The sequence below is a fragment of the Saccharopolyspora endophytica genome (assembly GCF_018070075.1).
In the GTDB taxonomy this organism is placed as follows: Bacteria; Actinomycetota; Actinomycetes; order Mycobacteriales; family Pseudonocardiaceae; genus Saccharopolyspora; species Saccharopolyspora endophytica.
Genome location: NZ_JAGPXE010000016.1, coordinates 17,976 through 35,196, shown reverse-complemented (window position 1 = coordinate 35,196; position 17,221 = coordinate 17,976). Strand labels below are relative to the sequence as shown.

At 70.3% G+C, this 17,221-nt stretch carries 14 protein-coding genes; 7 read left to right on the top strand and 7 right to left on the bottom strand.

Annotated features, from left to right (window positions below; genetic code table 11):
• Nucleotides 1-39 precede the first annotated feature (39 nt).
• Nucleotides 40-618, top strand: a complete 579-nt coding sequence (locus tag KBO27_RS28840; protein ID WP_210973017.1) for a Uma2 family endonuclease — start codon at nt 40-42, stop codon at nt 616-618.
• Nucleotides 619-656: 38 nt separating this feature from the next.
• Here KBO27_RS28840 and thiC read toward each other — a convergent pair whose 3' ends face one another.
• Together thiC and KBO27_RS28830 are read right to left on the bottom strand one after the other, a co-directional pair.
• Entirely contained in the window at nt 657-2,294 is a 1,638-nt protein-coding gene (thiC, locus tag KBO27_RS28835) for a phosphomethylpyrimidine synthase ThiC (RefSeq protein ID WP_210973016.1), read from the bottom strand.
• A 184-nt stretch (nt 2,295-2,478) separates the two neighbouring features.
• Nucleotides 2,479-3,051, bottom strand: coding sequence for a peptide deformylase (locus KBO27_RS28830; protein ID WP_210973015.1), 573 nt, complete (start codon nt 3,049-3,051; stop codon nt 2,479-2,481).
• A 292-nt stretch (nt 3,052-3,343) separates the two neighbouring features.
• Between KBO27_RS28830 and KBO27_RS34015 the strand changes: the two genes are divergently transcribed.
• Complete coding sequence (locus KBO27_RS34015) at nt 3,344-3,652, top strand: DUF3263 domain-containing protein (RefSeq protein ID WP_235876874.1); 309 nt, start codon at nt 3,344-3,346, stop codon at nt 3,650-3,652.
• A complete protein-coding gene (locus KBO27_RS28820; RefSeq protein ID WP_210973013.1) occupies nt 3,652-4,311 on the top strand; it encodes a LytR C-terminal domain-containing protein in 660 nt (219 codons plus the stop codon). Before KBO27_RS34015 ends, KBO27_RS28820 begins: the two co-directional genes overlap by 1 nt.
• A 205-nt stretch (nt 4,312-4,516) precedes the next feature.
• Here the strand turns inward: KBO27_RS28820 and KBO27_RS28815 are convergent, their stop codons facing one another.
• The 5 genes from KBO27_RS28815 to moeA form a co-directional block, all read right to left on the bottom strand.
• The gene (locus tag KBO27_RS28815; RefSeq protein WP_210973012.1) at nt 4,517-6,727 is read right to left on the bottom strand and encodes an AAA family ATPase; all 2,211 of its coding nucleotides are present in this window, start codon (nt 6,725-6,727) and stop codon (nt 4,517-4,519) included.
• 124 nt (nt 6,728-6,851) lie between these two features.
• A complete protein-coding gene (gene pssA, locus KBO27_RS28810) occupies nt 6,852-7,784 on the bottom strand; it encodes a CDP-diacylglycerol--serine O-phosphatidyltransferase (RefSeq protein ID WP_132676642.1) in 933 nt (310 codons plus the stop codon).
• Nucleotides 7,781-8,494, bottom strand: a complete 714-nt coding sequence (locus KBO27_RS28805; RefSeq protein ID WP_132676644.1) for a phosphatidylserine decarboxylase — start codon at nt 8,492-8,494, stop codon at nt 7,781-7,783. Before KBO27_RS28805 ends, pssA begins: the two co-directional genes overlap by 4 nt.
• Before the next feature lie 700 nt (nt 8,495-9,194).
• The gene (locus KBO27_RS28800; protein WP_210973011.1) at nt 9,195-11,153 is read right to left on the bottom strand and encodes a M48 family metallopeptidase; all 1,959 of its coding nucleotides are present in this window, start codon (nt 11,151-11,153) and stop codon (nt 9,195-9,197) included.
• 99 nt (nt 11,154-11,252) lie between these two features.
• Entirely contained in the window at nt 11,253-12,497 is a 1,245-nt protein-coding gene (gene moeA, locus KBO27_RS28795) for a molybdopterin molybdotransferase MoeA (RefSeq protein ID WP_210973010.1), read from the bottom strand.
• A gap of 195 nt (nt 12,498-12,692) precedes the next feature.
• Between moeA and KBO27_RS28790 the strand changes: the two genes are divergently transcribed.
• The 4 genes from KBO27_RS28790 to groL all read left to right on the top strand — a co-directional run bounded on the left by KBO27_RS28790 (nt 12,693) and on the right by groL (nt 17,093).
• A complete protein-coding gene (locus KBO27_RS28790; RefSeq protein WP_210973009.1) occupies nt 12,693-13,376 on the top strand; it encodes a TIGR00266 family protein in 684 nt (227 codons plus the stop codon).
• Nucleotides 13,377-13,694: 318 nt separating this feature from the next.
• The gene (locus KBO27_RS28785; protein ID WP_132623257.1) at nt 13,695-13,898 is read left to right on the top strand and encodes a cold-shock protein; all 204 of its coding nucleotides are present in this window, start codon (nt 13,695-13,697) and stop codon (nt 13,896-13,898) included.
• A 120-nt stretch (nt 13,899-14,018) separates the two neighbouring features.
• Nucleotides 14,019-15,227 (top strand): serine/threonine-protein kinase, encoded by a 1,209-nt coding sequence (locus KBO27_RS28780; RefSeq protein WP_210973008.1) that lies wholly within the window; start codon nt 14,019-14,021, stop codon nt 15,225-15,227.
• A 231-nt stretch (nt 15,228-15,458) separates the two neighbouring features.
• Nucleotides 15,459-17,093: a chaperonin GroEL gene (groL, locus tag KBO27_RS28775; RefSeq protein ID WP_132676654.1), complete on the top strand. Its 1,635-nt coding sequence runs from the start codon at nt 15,459-15,461 to the stop codon at nt 17,091-17,093.
• Nucleotides 17,094-17,221: the final 128 nt, after the last annotated feature.

Genomic DNA, 17,221 nt, shown 5'->3' with positions numbered 1-17,221 from the left:
ACTGTGCGTGATGACAACAACACAGGAGGTGACCGCGCTATGAATGCTGCTCCGGCACCGTCGTACTCGACGTGGGACGAGTTGGTGCAGACCTGGCAGCACTTGGACCTGCCGGACAAGGCTTGGCGCGCGGAGATCGTTGAGGAGACCATCGTCATGTCCCCGCCGCCGGGTTATCCGTATAACGCAATCGCGGCTCGTGTGCAGCGAGCACTGGACCGGGCCATCCCGGATGAATGGGGTGTCTTTCAGACTGCGGGAGTCGCGATACCGCTTCGGCGGTGTCTGTTCGTTCCGGACATCGCAGTGATTCCGTTCGGTGAGTTGCCGAGTGATGACACTCCGGGCCCAGTGCCGGTGGAACGGGCGTTGCTGGTCGCAGAGATCACCTCGAAGGGCAACGCCGATGTTGACCGCAAGGAGAAGTTGTGGGCCTACGGGCAAGCCGAGGTGCCGCTGTACTCGTTGATCGACCGCTTCGCTGCGGACGGCCCGGCGGTTTTCCTGCACTCGGAACCGCATGAGGGCAGTTACCGGATGCGCGAGCGGTTCCCGTTCGGAAAGCCGGTCGAGCTGCCGGCGCCGTTCGACCTCACCATCCCCACCGACGAGTTCTGACGCTGGGGCGGCTCGGCAGGAGCCGCCCCAGCGCTCCGTCAGTCCTGGGCCGCGAGCGGCAGGTAGACCTCGCCGCCGGTGCGGGTGAACTCCTCGGACTTCTCCGCCATGCCCGCCTCGATGGCCTCCACGCTGGTGAGGCCGTGCTCCTCGGCGTACTTGCGGACGTCCTGGGTGATCTTCATCGAGCAGAACTTCGGGCCGCACATGGAGCAGAAGTGGGCCGTCTTCGCCGGTTCCGCGGGCAGCGTCTCGTCGTGGAAGGCGCGTGCGGTGTCGGGGTCCAGCGACAGGTTGAACTGGTCGGTCCAGCGGAACTCGAAGCGGGCGGTGGACAGCGCGTCGTCCCGCTCCTGGGCTCGGGGGTGCCCCTTGGCCAGGTCGGCGGCGTGCGCGGCGATCTTGTAGGTGATCACGCCCGTCTTGACGTCGTCCCGGTTCGGCAGGCCGAGGTGCTCCTTGGGCGTGACGTAGCAGAGCATCGCGGTGCCGGCCTGGGCGATCATCGCCGCGCCTATGCCGGAGGTGATGTGGTCGTAGGCCGGTGCGATGTCGGTGGTCAGCGGTCCGAGCGTGTAGAACGGCGCCTCACCGCACAGCTCCTCCTCCAGCCGGACGTTCTCCGCGATCTTGTGCATCGGCACGTGACCGGGCCCCTCGATCATCACCTGCACGTCGTGCTCGCGGGCGATGTGGGTGAGCTCGCCGAGGGTCTCCAGCTCGGCGAACTGGGCGCGGTCGTTGGCGTCGGCGATCGAGCCCGGCCGCAGGCCGTCGCCCAGCGAGAACGTCACGTCGTAGGCGCGCAGGATCTCGCACAGCTCGCTGTAGTGGGTGTAGAGGAAGCTCTCCTTGTGGTGCGCGAGGCACCAGGCCGCCATGATCGACCCGCCGCGCGAGACGATCCCGGTCACGCGCTGGGCGGTCAGCGGGACGTAGCGCAGCAGCACGCCCGCGTGCACGGTCATGTAGTCCACGCCCTGCTCGCACTGCTCGATCACGGTGTCCCGGTAGATCTCCCAGGTCAGCGAGGCCGGATCGCCGTCGACCTTCTCCAGCGCCTGGTAGATCGGCACGGTGCCGATCGGCACGGGGGAGTTGCGCAGGATGCGCTCGCGGGTCTCGTGGATGCGCTTGCCGGTGGACAGGTCCATCACCGTGTCGGCGCCCCAGCGGGTCGCCCACACCATCTTCTCCACCTCCTCCTCGACCGAGGAGGTGACGGCGGAGTTGCCGATGTTGGCGTTGACCTTGACCAGGAAGTTCTTGCCGATGATCATCGGCTCGCTCTCCGGGTGGCACCGGTTCGCCGGGATCACCGCGCGGCCCGAGGCGACCTCGTCGCGCACGAACTCCGGCGAAACCCCTTCGCGGTGCGCGATGTACTCCATCTCGCGGGTGATCGCGCCCGCCTTCGCCCAGCCCAGCTGGGTGTTGTGCTCGCGTCCGTCCTGCCATCCCGCTCGCGTTCGAGGCAGTCCACTGTGGACATCCACGGTGGCGTTGTCGTCGGTGTACGGCCCTGACGTGTCGTAGACGTCGAGGTGCTCACCGTTGGTCAGCTCGATGCGGCGGAACGGCACTCGCAGCCCGGTTTCGGTGCTGCTGAAGACCTTTCGGGACCCCTCGATGGGTCCCGTGGTGATTCCGGATGCGTTCGGATACACGTCGGCCATTGCCGTCCACTCCCTACGCCGGCATTACCCGGTCAGGTTCGTGCGGTCGGCGACCCCGGAGTTCTCCAGTCGCCCTCTCAGCCCGCTGTTGGTGCGAGCTCCCGCGGATTGACTTGTTCGCGGCCGAGGCTACGGGGGAGCGGCGGCCGATGACAACAGGTTCATCCGTCCGGCCGCACGCGGCTCACTCGGCGAACGGGTCGCCCATCTCGGCCGGGTCCCAGCTCAGGCCGGGCACGCCCCACTCGTTGCGCTTGATCATCTTCTTGGCCGCGCGGGCGTGCCTGCCGGTGAGCCGGTCCAGGTAGACGTAGCCGTCGAGGTGGTCGGTCTCGTGCTGCAGGCAGCGCGCGAAGAACCCGGTTCCCTCGACCTCCACCGGCTTTCCGTCCACATCGGACCCGGTGACCTTCGCCCAGCTCGCCCGGCCGGTCGGGTACGACTCGCCGGGGACCGACAGGCAGCCCTCCCAGTCGTCGTCCGGGTCGGGCATGGTCTCCGGGACGTCCGAGGTCGTCAGCTCGGGGTTGATCACCAGACCGCGGTGCTGCACGCCCTCGTCGTCCGGGCAGTCGTAGACGAACAACCGCAGGTCGACACCGATCTGGTTGGCTGCCAGGCCCACCCCGTTCGCGGCGGCCATCGTCTCGAACATGTCCTCGACGAGAGCGCGCAGCTCGTCGTCGAAGCGCTCCACCCGGCGAGTCGGGTTGTGCAGCACGGGGTCGCCGTAGACGCGGATGGGGTGAACAGCCATGCGCGGACTCTATCGGTTGCCCAGGTGGCCCGGCCGGGTGCGCTCTTGCGCGCGAAACGGGGGTGTGATCGGCTCACCGTCCGGATCACGGCATGGTTCAATTGGTCACCGGGAATGACAGCCATGTGATTCTCCGCGACCGAATCGCGAGGCGAGGAGCCGGATGGACGCCGCTCAGATGCTGACCGCGCAGGAGATCGCCCGTCAGTGCGAACAACTCGCGCGCACGCACGGGCGTCAGCAGGCGCCGGAGCGTCGGCGGCTGACCCTCGCCGAGCCGATCACCCAGCCCATCGAGCGGATCGTCGAACCGCCGCCGGACGAGCCCGAACAGGGCCCCGCGGACCGGGATCTGACCGATCGGGAGCTGGGGATCCTCGCCTTCGAAGCGCAGTGGTGGAAGCGCTCGGGCAAGAAGGACATCGCGATCCGGGAACTGTTCGACATGTCCGCGTCGCGGTACTACCAACTGCTCAACACGCTGCTGGATTCCCCCGCCGCGTTCAGCGCGGACCCTATGCTGATCAAGAGACTGCGCAAGGCACGGGCGGCACGACAGCGCGCGAGGGCCGCTCAACGACTGGGAATCGAGTTGCACTGATGAGTGTTGGGGAACCGTCCGGCGGGCCCGGCGGGGCCAAGCTGATCGGCCTGGGTCTGATCGGAATCGGCGTGCTCGCGGCCGTGTTCGGGACCGTGACCCTGATGTCCGGCGAGTCCTCGGACACCGCCCAACCGCTGCCGCAGGAGCCCACCTCGCAGGTGCAGCCGCCGCCGGAACCCGCGCCGTCCCCGGTCGTTCCGCCCGTGCAGCCGCCGCCGGTCCAGCCTCCGGCCGCGCAGCCGCCGGTGGTCCAGCCCCCGGCGGCTCAACCGCCGACGACCGAGCAGCCGGGTCCGGGCAACGCCCAGACCCCGGGTTCGGGGCAGGACGTCCCGGTCGGGTCCGGCAAGGGCAGCGAGCAGATCATCGTGCGGGTCTACAACAACTCGACGATCTCCGGGCTGGCGCACCGCGCCGCCGAGGACCTGCGCAAGGCCGGGTACGACGTGCCCGAGGTCGGCAACTACGCCAAGGGCAAGATCCCGACCACCACGGTCTACTTCCGGCCCGGCACCGACGAGGAGCGCCAGGCCAAGGAGCTCGCCGCCCGCATCGGCGCCCGCGCCGACGCCCGCTTCGACGGGATACAGGACGCCACACCAGGCCTCATCGCCATCATCACCAACGACTACAAGGGTCCTTCCGTCGGGAAGTGACCCCTCGAACCCACGCGAAGTTCGAGCCCTCGGCCCGCACGCACCCGCACGTCCGCGACGCCGTGCTCAGGGCCGTTCGAATTTCGCGCGAAATTCGAACGCGAAAGTTCCGACTCGAATTTCGCGCGAAATTCGAATCACCCCCCGCGCTCGGGCGTGTACGTCCTGGTCAGGGGTGGGGCTGGGCTTTCGCGTGGTGATGGGGTCAGCGGTGGTTGTCGGCGTAGGCGGCGAGGGTTTCGAGCTGGGCCGGGTCCAGGGACGGGCGGACCGCCTTGTGGGCGGTGGCGAGGTGGGTGGCCGTGACCTCGGCCGCGGTGATCGATTCCCGCATGGCCGTGAGCGCTGCTTCGCGGACCAGGGCCGTGCAGTCGGCGGCCGAGTAGCCGTCGAGGGTTCCGGCCAGCTCCGCCAGGTCGACGTCGTCGGACAGCGGGGTGTTCTTCGCCGCCGCGGTGAGGATGGCCTGGCGGGCTTCGGCGTCCGGCGGCGGGACGTAGACGAGGCGTTCCAGGCGGCCGGGGCGCAGCAGGGCAGGGTCGATGAGCTCCGGGCGGTTCGTGGCGGCCAGCACGACGACGTCGCGCATCGGTTCCACGCCGTCGAGCTCGGTGAGCAGGGCGGCGACCACCCGGTCCGACACACCGGAGTCCGAGGACTGACCCCGTCGCGGCGCCAGCGCGTCCACCTCGTCGAGGAAGACCAGCGCGGGTGAGGCTCCCCGGGCGCGCAGGAACAGCTCGCGGACGGCGCGCTCGGACTCGCCGACCCACTTGTCCATCAGCTCCGCGCCCTTGACGGTGAGCACGTTGAGCCGGCCGCTGCCCGCCAGCGCCCGCACGAGGTAGGTCTTGCCGCAGCCGGGCGGGCCGTAGAGCAGCACGCCGCGGGGAGGATCGACTCCCAGGCGGGTGAACGAATCCGGATACTGCAGCGGCCACAGCACCGTCTCTGCGAGGGCCTGCTTGACCTCGGTCATGTCGCCGACGTCGTCGAGGGTGAGCCCGCCGGTCTGCAGGTTGTCCGATGTGGACATCGAGATCGGCCGCACCGAGGTCAGGGCGTCCAGCAGGTCCTGGCGGCGGATGCGCGGGTCGGCGGGATCGTCGCGGTGGCGCAGCGCGGCGCCCAGGGCGGCTTCCCGGCACAGCGCGAGCAGGTCGGCGGCGACGAAACCCGGTGTGCGCTCGGCGATTTCGGCGAACCGGATGTCCTCGTCGAGCGGGGCGCCGCGCAGCAGCACGCCGAGCAGGTCGGCGCGGGTGGTGTCGTCGGGCAGCCCGATGGTGAGCTCGCGGTCGACCAGGCCCGGCTCGCGCAGCCGCGGATCGACGGACTGCGGTTTCGAGCTGGTGACGATCACGGCCAGCTCGTCGCGGCCGATGGCGTCGCGGATCGTCTCCAGGGCGACGGTGGCCAGCGGCGGCGGGTCGGACTCCGGCAGCAGCGCTTCGACGTCGGTGAGCAGCAGGACCCCGTCGCCGGAGGCGGCGGTGGCGCGGTCGACGGCCTCCCGCAGCCGGGTGGCGGCGGTGCGCGCCTCCAGGGCGGCGATGGTCGGGGCGGCGACCTCGACGAGCTCGGCGCCGATCTCGGCGCACACGGCGCGCACCAGCGTGGCCTTGCCGACGCCGGGCGGGCCGCTGATGAGCGCGCCCAGCCGGGGTTCGGCGCCGAGCCTGCGCAGCAGTTCGGGCTGGTCGAAGGCCAGCCGGAGCCATTCGGTCAGGCGGCGCGCGGTGTCGCGCGAGCCCACCAGGTCGGTCAGCGGCACGGCGGCGTGCGGCTCGTCGACGGGCTCCGGCGCCGCGGGCTGCGACGGGGACTCGGTTGCGGCGGAGCGGTTCTCGGAGTTCGCCCCGTCCAGCCACTCGACCACTGTGGACGATTGGACGGCCACGGCGCCGGCGGGCTCGGTCGCGGCGACGGTGATCAGCTCGTTGGTCCAGGTCAGGCCGATGGCGGCGGACATCTGGCGCCGCACCTCACCCGCGCGGGACGAGGAGGACGGCGAGAGGTCCTGCGGCAGCAGCGACACCGCGTCGCCGAGGGAGAAGACCTTGCCGGTCAGCGCCAGCCGGGCGGTCTCGGGAGAGACGGTCGCCCGCGCCATCCGCGAGCCGGTGATCGAGACCCGCTTGGCGACCTCCACCTGCGCCGGGGCCACGGCCACGGAAGAGCCCTCGGTCACCCCGAGGTTGAGCAGCGCGACGTCGTCGAGCAGCAGGAACCCGGTCGGTGAGGTGCCCTCCGCGGCGGCGGCCAGGGCGACGGTCTCGCGCGCGCCGGTGAGTCGCACCGCGCTCCACGGTCGCAGGTCCAGGGCGTCCAGCACCTCGGGGTGCAGCCGCACGACCCCGCGCCGGGTGTCGCGGGCGGACGTGGAGACGCGGGCGGTCAAGCTGATCGAAGCCACCCCACCGACCCTAGCCGCTCGCAGCGGCTAGCGACGTGGTCAGCGGGGGTGGGGGCAGGGTGGTTCTGGTCCGAACGGTCCACGATCGATGTCGATCTCGCCCGGACCAGAACCGCCACGTGCCTCAGTAGTCGTCGCGGTTGCGGCGGAGTTCGAGGCGGCGCCAGCTGCGCCGGGGGTGCCCCGGCCCGGTGGGGCGGCGGGGGAGTCGCACGCGGCGCGCTGCACCGGCCACGCTGCGGCGCAGCGGGGGGCGGATGCCCAGCCGGCGCTGGGTGTTGCGGCGGATCGCCCGGCGCTCCCGGGGAGCGGCGTCCCACGCCTCCGGGTGCCGCGAGAGCCACTGGTAGCGGTAGACCGCGTAGGGCACGTGCAGCAGGTACAGCACCATCGCGACGGCCAGCGAGATCAGCGGGAACACCACGACCAGCGCGGCCAGCAGCGCGACGCCCACCAGCAGCGGGGCCACGAACTTCGGCGGGACCTTCACGGTCTTCAGCGACAGCGTGGGCACCCGGCTGACGGCCAGCGCGGCGATTAGCACCATCCACACCATGACCACGCTCTGGTTGGCCCACCAACCCGGGTAGCCGAAGTGCGCGGTCAGGGCGAGCGGCAGCAGCGCCAGCAGGCCGGCCGCGGGGGCGGGCACGCCGACGAAGAACTCCTTGGTGAACGGCGGCTGCTCGGCGTCGTCGAGCAGCGTGTTGAACCGGGCGAGCCGCAGCACCATGCAGACCGCGAAGATCAGCGACACCACCCAACCGGCCCGGTTGTCCTGCATGTGCCAGGCGTAGAGCGTCAACGCCGGGGCCACGCCGAAGGACATCGCGTCGGCCAGGGAGTCCAGCTCGGCGCCCATCTTGGAGGTGGCGTCGAGCAGCCGGGCGATCCGGCCGTCGAGGCCGTCGAGCACCGCGGCGACGGCGACGGACCCGATCGCGAAGGTCAGCTGCCCGTTGAGGGCGAACTGGATCGCGGACAGGCCCGCGCACATCGCCAGGACGGTGATCGCATTGGGCAGGAGCCGGACGCCGGGGGTGGTCCGCATGCTCATCGGTCGCGCTTCCCCCTGGGCAGTTCGGCGAGCGGGGTCTCGCCGCCGATGGTGCGCTGGCCGGGCTCGACCAGGACCTTGCTGTCGGCGGGGACGTAGAGGTCCACGCGGGAGCCGAACCGGATGAGGCCGTAGGTGTTGCCCGCGGTCACGGTGTCCCCCTCGGCGACCTCGCAGACGATGCGGCGGGCGACGAGGCCGGCGATCTGCACGACGGCGACGCGGGTGCCGTCCTGGGCGCGGATGGCCATCGAGTTGCGCTCGTTGTCCTCGCTGGCCTTGTCCAGGTCGGCGGAGAGGAACTTGCCCGGCCGGTAGACGATCTTGTCGATCTTGCCGCTGACCGGGACGCGCTGGACGTGCACGTCGAAGATGGTCAGGAAGGTGCTGATGCGGATCATCGGCGTCTCGCCGAAGCCGAGCTCGGCCGGCGGCACGGCGCTCTCGACGTGCGCGACGGCGCCGTCGGCGGCGGCCACGGCCAGGCCCTCGCGGGTCGGGGTGGTGCGGGCGGGCTCGCGGAAGAACCACGCGCACCAGGCGGTGAGCACGGCGCCGACCACGCCCAGCGGGCGCCAGATGCGGCGGAGCACCAGCGTGGCGACGGCGGCGCCGATGACGAACGGCCTGCCTGCCGGGTGCATCGGCGGAACGGTGTCCTTGGCCAGCGCGATCAGGTGCGCCAGCGGGCTCTCTTGGGTGCTGCTCATCGAGGTAGTCGCGCCCCTGCGTCGGAGGTCATGTCAGCGCGGCGCGGTAGTCCTGCCTGCGCCGTAGACGTACAGCATCGCGGACGCCTCGTTCCCACCGTCGCCAGGGGGCGCAGTCGATCAAGAACAACCCACATGACCTGCACGTATCTCAAGCGGAATGCTACCGCCCACACGACCAAGAGTCACACGTACGGGTGAACCCCCCAACCGTCAGGCAAGCGACGCAGTCGCTTTCTCCTTGCCCCACCTGAGCAACCTGCACCGCCGGGGGTTCTGAGCGGCTTCGTGGCGAGCACGCCGCGACGATGTGCATTGGCATGCATGAGGAGTGGCGCGCGGAGTCCACGGAGCCGCTCAGGTTCCCCCACCCGCACCGCTCAGCAGAACGACCACGACCCCCCCACAAGAGAACAAAGAGGCCGTTCGGCGCCTCCCCGTAGGTGCCGAACGGCCTCTTTGATTTCGGGTCCGTGCGCCCCCCGACGGCGCACGGCCCTCTTTTCGCGGTCCGCGACACCCGGCAAGCGAGGGTGCCGTTGCGGACACGAAGGAGACGGAGGTGATCAACGTTTCGTGACGCGGTTTCTAGTGTAATTGAGTTCACAGCATCTCCGTAGCCGCTAACGGAGGACGTTGGGAACGCATTCAGTAACTCCGCGTCAACAAGACGCCTGGGGTCTCCACGTCAGGGTGGCGGTCATTCCAGGGACAGGGCGGGCTCGTCCAGCTCCATGCGGGCTCCCATCAGCTCGTCCAGCCCGTGGTACGGATCTCCGTGCTCGACGCCGTCGGCGGTGCTGTGCAGGGTCAGCACGGACACGCCGTCGTCGTTGCCCGGGGCCACGCGCACCTCGTCGAGCGTCGACATCGCGTACTCGTCGAGGTAGAGGTCCATCTCCAGCGACCAGCCGGCCTTCTCCTGGTGCAGGCGGGCGCTGGCCACGTCGCGGCTGTCCACCCACTGCGCTCCGGAGCGCTCTCGCAGCTCGTTGACCGGCTGCGAGGCCAGCTCGCTGAGCTGCTCCTGCTCCGCCTCCCTGAGCCGGGCCAGGGTGCCCGCGAGCAGCCGCTTCGCGGCGCTGGCGTCGCTGGGCAGCAGCAGCAGGCCGCGGTCGCTGACCAGCAGGTCGTAGGCCTCGCCGGAGCACTGCACCGGGCTGACGATCCCGGCCAGCGAGGGCTCCGGCTCCTCGGCGGGCTCGCGGGTGTGGTGCAGCGGGACGCCCAGGTCGACCAGCACCCGGTGCAGCCCGGGGATGAGCCGCGGGTCGGCGACGGCCGGGCGGACCAGGCGGTCGGGGTCCAGCGGGCGCCCGTTGGCCAGCCGCACCGCGGGCGGGCCGCCCCAGTCCAGCTCGTGGTGGGCGCGGCGGGCGCAGATCAGCGCGTCGATGACGGTGCAGCCGAGGAGTTCGGTGAGCGTGTCCTCGGCGGTCTGGTCGATCATCGACGGGTGCAGGCCCGGGTTGAGCACGGGGTTGATGAGATCGCGGCCGTGGCCGCGGTGGATGGCGGCGAGGATGCCCTGGATCGTCGGGTCCACGCCCAGCCCGCACTGGTGGGCCGCCGCGCTGAGCTGCGCGGCCTTCTCGGCGGCCTGCGCCGCGCCGGCCTGCCGGACGACCTCCGGCCACTGCATCCGGGGGCCCAGCGAGTCGACCAGCAGCCGGTCCTCCAGCTCGGGAACGGCGTTGCGCGGCTTGCGCAGGATCGCGAACGCCGGGCGCTCGTCGGCCTCCTTGTCGGCGGCCTTGAGCCGCTTCATCAGCTCGACCCTGGCGCGCACCGGCAGCTCGCCGCGCTCCTCGGCGATGGCCTGCTTGGCGCGCTCTGCCAGCGCGGGCTTGCGCGCCGGGTGGTCCATGAAGCTGCGGAAGCCCAGCAGCACGTCGGGCGCGTGGCCGATGCCGGCGGCCATGCTCAGGTACGCGTCGGCGTACTCGCGCCAGCCGATCTCGACAGCGACGGACTTGCGCAGCGCCATCACCGCGGTCCGCTTGCCCGCGACGCGCACCGCGGCGGCGTCCCCGGCGAGCACGAGCTCCTTGGTGGTGGTGACCGCGATGGCGGTGAACAACCGGGCGTACCCGACGAACAGCCACTTCACCGGGCCCGTGGTGAGCCCGTCGACGGTGCGCTGGACGCTGGCCAGCACCCGGTGGGCGGTCACCGTCAGCTTGCTGCGGCCGGTGAGTCGACCGACCGCGTGCGCCAGCTCGGCGCCGAGTTCGGAGGTGGTCAGCGCCGCGAGCATCGGCAGCCCGATCTCCAGGTACCGGGTGCGGGTGCGCAGTCCGAGCAGCGCGGTGTCCTCGCGGATGACGACGCTCGGCTCGGAGGTGATGCGGATCTCGTCGGGCAGCGGGGAGTTGGTGGCGTCGACGAGCTGGTCGATCGTGCGCCACAGGTTGGGTTGGGAGACCCGGTCCACGGGCACGCCGCGCGGGCGGACCCGGTTGCGCAGCACCGCCCGCAGGCCGATGACGAAGATCGCGCCCACGACGACGGCGGCGAAGGCGACCTTCATCCCTCCGACGGTGTCGCGGCGGAAGGTCATGCCCGCCATCAGCAGCAGGCCGGTGACCAGGCCGAGGGACACGACGAAGAAACCGATGTGCAACGCCAGCGCCAAGGCGGCGCGCCAGGGGCCACGCACGTGCAAAACTCCGGAGGGGAAGTGGAAGGTCGGACTCGCAGTCTTCGCGACCGGAAGTCGAACCGTCAACGATGGTGGGACAAGCGATATCGACTTGATCTAGTCCAGCAACACCACGTCCACAGTGGACCCAGCGGGCATCTCGGTCACGTCCTCCGGAATCGCCAGCAGGCAGTTCGCCCTCGCGAGGCTACCCAGCAGGTGTGAACCCGGGGCTCCCTGCAGGCTGACCTCGCCCGATGCCGGGTCGAACACCCCGCGCCGGAACTGCTGCCTGCGCGAGGGGGCGACCAGCGACTCGGCCAGCACGGCCTGCCGCCGGTGCCGCGTGGTCGTGGCGTGCCCGGCCGCGGCCAGCATCGCCGGACGCACGAAGACCTCGAACGAGACCATCGAGCTCACCGGGTTGCCGGGCAGCGTGACGACCGCGAACGCGTCCCGGTAGCGGCCGCAGCCCTGCGGCATCCCCGGCTGCATCGCGACCTTGGTGAACTCCACGCCGTTGCCGGCCAGGGCGTCCTTGACCACCTCGTACGCCCCTGCGCTGACCCCTCCCGAGGTGATCAGCAGGTCGGCGGAGTCCAGGTGGGCCTGCAGGACCTCGTGGAAGGCGTCGACGTCGTCGGGCACGAAGCGCAGCATCGTCGGCTCACCCCCGGCCTCCTGCACGGCGGCGGCGAGCATCAGCCCGTTGGACTCGTAGATCTGCCCGAGCTGCAGCTCTTCCCCGGGCGCGACCAGTTCGGAGCCGGTCGAGAGCACCAGCACCCGCACCGGCCGGTGCACGGGCAGCTCGGCGATGCCGACGGCGGCGGCCACGCCCAGCTGCGCGGCGCCCAGCCTGGTGCCCGCGGTGAGCACGATGGTTCCCGCGGCGACGTCCTCGCCCGCGCGGCGCACGTGGGCGCCCGGCTGCACGGAACCGAACAGCGCCACCGTCTCGGTGCCGGCGTCGGTGCGCTCCACCGGGATCACCGCGTCGGCGCCCGGGGGCAGCTGCGCGCCGGTCATGATCCGGTGCGCGGTGCCGGGCTGCAGCGGCGGCACGTCCACCCGGCCGGCCGGGATGTCCTCGGAGACCGGCAGTTTCACCGGCTCGTCCTGCGTCGCCTCGGTCAGATCGACCGAGCGGACCGCGTAGCCGTCCATCGCGGAGTTGCTGAACGGCGGCAGCGAGATCGGGGCGACCAGGTCCTCGGCCAGGGCCAGGCCGAGGCAGTTCTGCAGCGGACGGGTCTCGACCGGCGTGCGGGTCAGCAGCGAAGCGACCTTCGCCCGGTGATCGGCGACCGACGTCAGCTCGTGGGCGGGGTTGTTGGACGACACGCACGCATCATCTGTCATCGGCACCCGCCGTGTCGCCATCGGCGTGGGATTGGTCGCTCCACGGCGCGATGGCACAATGCCCGGTTCGCCCGGCGCCCGCGCTCTCCAGCACCGGTTCTCCGGGTGTGGCGCGGACTTCCCCGGCCTCGGCACCACCTACATAGAATCGCCGTGCCCGCGCCGACCGGTGGGGCCGGTAAAGGGGGTTGTGCTGTGCAGGTCCGTACTCGTCACACGCCGTCGTACGGGGTCGCCCGGTTGATGCTGGCACCGGGGGAGCCGGTGCGGGTGGAGTCCGGGTCGATGCTGGCCACCAGCTACGGGGTGACCGTCGAGTCGCGCGCGCAGGGCGGTTTTCTCAAGTCGCTGGCCCGATCCGCGCTGGGCGGCGAGTCGTTCTACGTCTCCACCTACACGGCACCGCAGCAGGGCGGCTGGGTCGACGTGGCGCCGACGCTGCCCGGTGATCTCAACGTGCTGGAGCTCGACGGCCGGGTCGGCTGGTGCGTGACCAAGGGCTGCTGGCTGGCCTCGGCGAGCACGGTGCAGGTCGAGGCCCAGTGGGGCGGCTTCCAGAACCTCTTCGGCGGCGAGGGCGGGTTCCTCACCCGGCTCAGCGGGCACGGCTCGGCGGTGGTGGCCTGCTACGGCGCGCTGGACGTGGTCACCCTGCAGCCCGGCGAGTACATCACGATCGACACCGGTCACGTCGTCGCCTACGCCGACACGGTGCAGAGCCAGCTGCGGCAGATGAACCAGGGCGTGGCGCAGTCGCTCAAGAGCGGCGAGGGCCTGGTCTTCGACTTCGCCGGGCCGGGACAGGTGCTGACCCAGACCCGCAACCCGCGCGGCCTGGTCGGCTGGTTGCGCGCGAATGGCCTCGGTCCGCGTTCCTGATTTCGCTCGTTGAAAACGATCGCTCATTGCGCCGGACCGCAATTGGTCTGACCCATTCGCGCCGATCGTCATCGCGAGCGCCTTTCCCGTTCGGGGCATTCGTTGCCGGTTCTGGTTCGGGTTTGAAAGCGATTGCGACAGTCGGGGGAATTAGCTCCCGTTGATGACGGAACGTGTCCGGAGAGGCCACCCGTTCGGCCCAGCGTTTAACGGAAAAGTCGTATTGCCGGACCCGCGACGAGCCCGATTTTCCGGAGTAGTGTGGCCGATGCTCCAGCGGCGCTAGCGCCGTGCATCACATTTCTTGAGGAGGACGCCGTGGCGGTCGGCACGGTCAAATGGTTCAACTCGGAGAAGGGCTACGGATTCATCGCGACGGACGGTGGATCCGATGTGTTCGTCCATTACTCCGCAATCGACATGTCTGGTTTCCGCACCCTTTCTGAAGGGGATCGGGTCGAATTCGAGGTGAAAGCCGGCCGCGATGGCCGAACTCAAGCCGACGGCGTTCGCAAGGTCTGAAGAGAACTTCGCACCAGGTCGTCGTGCGGCCCGGTTCTCCCGGTCGGGGGACCGGGCCGCAGCGCGTCCTCCCGCGAAACCCGCACCCGCACGTGATCTCAGCCGGTTAGGCTGCGGGACGTGTCGGAAGATTTGACCGGTCGTAGGCTCGGCCACTACAAGATCGACGGCGTGCTCGGTCGCGGTGGGATGAGCGTGATGTACCGCGCCACCGACGTCCGGCTCGGCCGCAAGGTCGCGTTGAAGGTGATGGGGGAGCACATCACCGGCGACGCGGAGTTCCGCGAGCGCTTCGTCGACGAAGCCCGCAACACCTCGGCGATCGACCACGCGAACATCGTGCCGCTGTACGACTTCGGCGAGGTCGACGGCATGCTGTTCATCGCGATGCGGCTGGTCGAGGGCACCGATCTGGCGGGGTTGATCTCCGACGGGCCGATCTCGCCGAAGCGCAGCCTGGAGCTGCTCGGGCAGATCGCCGAAGCGCTGGACATGCTGCACGAGCGCGGTCTGGTGCACCTCGACCTCAAGCCGGCCAACGTGCTGGTCACCTCGCGCGAGTCGTCGCACGAGCACGTCTACCTCGCCGACTTCGGGCTGACCCGGCGCGGCGCGACCGGCCACCGCACGTCCTCCGGCGACTTCCTGGGCTCGCCGACCTACGCCGCCCCCGAGCACCTGCGCGGCGAGCCGGTCGACGGCCGCACCGACCAGTACGCGCTGGCCTGCATGCTCTTCGCCTGCCTGACCGGGCGTCCGCCGTTCCCGGGCTCGGTCCAGGAGGTCATCCAGGGGCACCTGGGTGCCGAGCCGCCCACGCCCGGATCGCTGGTGCTGCTGCCGCCGCCGATCGACGACGTGCTGCGCCGGGGCATGTCCAAGCGCGGCGACCAGCGCTACGCGAGCTGCCAGGACCTGATCGCCGCGGCCCGCGCCGCGCTCGGCCCGGCCGCCGGGGAGGCCCCGGCGCCGCCGCGCGTCGCGCAGCAGCCGGTGCCGCAGCCCGCGAACCCCGCGTCCCAGCCGTTCCCGCAGCAGATGCCCCAGCAGATGCCCCAGCAGACCGGGCCGTACCCGCAGCAGTCCTACCCCGGCTACCAGCAGCAGCCGGTGCGGCTGCGCCCGCCGATGCCCGCCGGGTCCTCGTCGTTCACCAAGACCTCGTCGGGCGGCGCGGCGAAGTGGATCGTGCCGGTGCTGGTGGGCGTCGCGCTGCTGGTGATCGTGCTGCTGTTCGTGGTGATGGCCACGTCCGGGAGCGGTTCGAGCTCCGGGAGCACGCCTTCGACAGCCGAGCTGCCCACGTCGGTGCCGACCGCCGGAGGGTGAGACCGAGGCAGGTCGCTTGCACTCGCCATCGGTGAGTGCTAAACACGGTACTGGCACTCATCAAGGTTGAGTGCCAGGTCGGGACGGTGAGGTCGTTCCGGCGGCGCCACATGACGGCGTCGTCGCGCGATCGTCCGTCGCGGGCACCGAGCCTGGCCGAGCAGAGTCCTGCCGTCGTGCACGCCCCAGTGTGCACCGTCGGCGTCCAGACAGGTGGAGGACCACACCGCAATGGCCAAGATGATCGCGTTCGACGAGGACGCCCGCCGCGGTCTTGAGCGCGGCATGAACACCCTCGCCGACGCCGTCAAGGTGACGCTCGGCCCCAAGGGCCGGAATGTCGTGCTCGAGAAGAAGTGGGGCGCGCCGACCATCACCAACGACGGCGTCTCGATCGCCAAGGAGATCGAGCTCGAGGACCCGTGGGAGAAGATCGGGGCCGAGCTGGTCAAGGAGGTCGCGAAGAAGACCGACGACGTCGCGGGTGACGGCACCACCACCGCCACCGTGCTCGCCCAGGCCCTGGTTCGCGAGGGTCTGCGCAACGTCGCGGCCGGCGCCTCCCCGATCGCTCTGAAGAAGGGCATCGAGAAGGCCACCGAGGCGATCGCCGAGCAGCTGCTCAAGAACGCCAAGGAAATCGAGACCAAGGACCAGATCGCCGCCACCGCCGCGATCTCCGCCGGCGACCGCCAGATCGGCGAGCTCATCGCCGAGGCGATGGACAAGGTCGGCAAGGAAGGCGTCATCACCGTCGAGGAGAGCAACACCTTCGGGCTCGAACTCGAGCTCACCGAGGGCATGCGCTTCGACAAGGGCCTCATCTCGATGTACTTCGTGACTGACACGGAGCGCATGGAGGCCGTCCTCGACGACCCGTACATCCTGCTGCTGAGCAGCAAGGTCTCCAACGTCAAGGACCTCCTCCCGCTGCTGGAGAAGGTCATGCAAGCCAACAAGCCGCTGCTGATCATCGCCGAGGACGTCGAGGGCGAAGCCCTGTCGACCCTGGTGGTCAACAAGATCCGCGGCACCTTCAAGTCCGTCGCCGTCAAGGCCCCGGGCTTCGGCGACCGCCGCAAGGCGATGCTGCAGGACATGGCCATCCTCACCGGTGGTCAGGTCATCAGCGAAGAGGTCGGCCTCAAGCTGGACACCGCTGACCTGAGCCTGTTGGGCCAGGCCCGCAAGGTCGTGGTGACCAAGGACGAGACCACCATCGTCGAGGGTGCGGGCGACGACGAGCAGATCGCCGGCCGGGTCAACGAGATCCGCGCCGAGATCGAGCGCTCGGACTCCGACTACGACCGCGAGAAGCTGCAGGAGCGCCTGGCCAAGCTGGCCGGCGGTGTTGCGGTCATCAAGGCCGGTGCGGCGACCGAGGTCGAGCTCAAGGAGCGCAAGCACCGCATCGAGGACGCGGTCCGCAACGCCAAGGCCGCGGTCGAGGAGGGCATCGTCGCCGGTGGTGGCGTGGCTCTGCTGCAGGCCGCGCAGACCGCTTTCGACGGCCTCAAGCTCGAGGGCGACGAGGCGACCGGTGCCAACAGCGTCAAGCTGGCCGTCGAGGCTCCGCTCAAGCAGATCGCGGTCAACGCCGGTCTCGAGGGTGGCGTCGTCGCGGAGAAGGTCAAGAACCTCACCTCCGGCCACGGCCTCAACGCCGCGACCGGCGAGTACGAGGACCTGGTGCAGGCCGGCGTCATCGACCCGGCCAAGGTCACCCGCTCGGCGCTGCAGAACGCCGCGTCGATCGCCGCGCTGTTCCTGACCACCGAAGCCGTGGTCGCGGACAAGCCGGAGAAGGGCGGGGACGCGGCTGCCGCCGCCGACCCGACCGGTGGCATGGGTGGCATGGGCTTCTGAGTCCAGTCCCAAGCTGAGAAGGGCCGTCCCCGTCGGGGGCGGCCCTTCTGCTTTGCGTCACGCGGGCAGGTGACCCGGTCGGGTCATCTGCGGGTGTGTTGAACTGGGGACGTCGCCGGTGGATTGGA

What these genes read in the sequence shown, in the direction of transcription:
- pssA (WP_132676642.1), bottom strand. Translation starts at nt 7,784, where the DNA reads ATGAGCATGCGGACCACCCCCGGCGTCCGGCTCCTGCCCAATGCGATC.
- moeA (WP_210973010.1), bottom strand. Translation starts at nt 12,497, where the DNA reads ATGACAGATGATGCGTGCGTGTCGTCCAACAACCCCGCCCACGAGCTG.
- groL (WP_132676654.1), top strand. Translation starts at nt 15,459, where the DNA reads ATGGCCAAGATGATCGCGTTCGACGAGGACGCCCGCCGCGGTCTTGAG.
- KBO27_RS28805 (WP_132676644.1), bottom strand. Translation starts at nt 8,494, where the DNA reads ATGAGCAGCACCCAAGAGAGCCCGCTGGCGCACCTGATCGCGCTGGCC.
- KBO27_RS28830 (WP_210973015.1), bottom strand. Translation starts at nt 3,051, where the DNA reads ATGGCTGTTCACCCCATCCGCGTCTACGGCGACCCCGTGCTGCACAAC.
- thiC (WP_210973016.1), bottom strand. Translation starts at nt 2,294, where the DNA reads ATGGCCGACGTGTATCCGAACGCATCCGGAATCACCACGGGACCCATC.
- KBO27_RS28840 (WP_210973017.1), top strand. Translation starts at nt 40, where the DNA reads ATGAATGCTGCTCCGGCACCGTCGTACTCGACGTGGGACGAGTTGGTG.
- KBO27_RS28820 (WP_210973013.1), top strand. Translation starts at nt 3,652, where the DNA reads ATGAGTGTTGGGGAACCGTCCGGCGGGCCCGGCGGGGCCAAGCTGATC.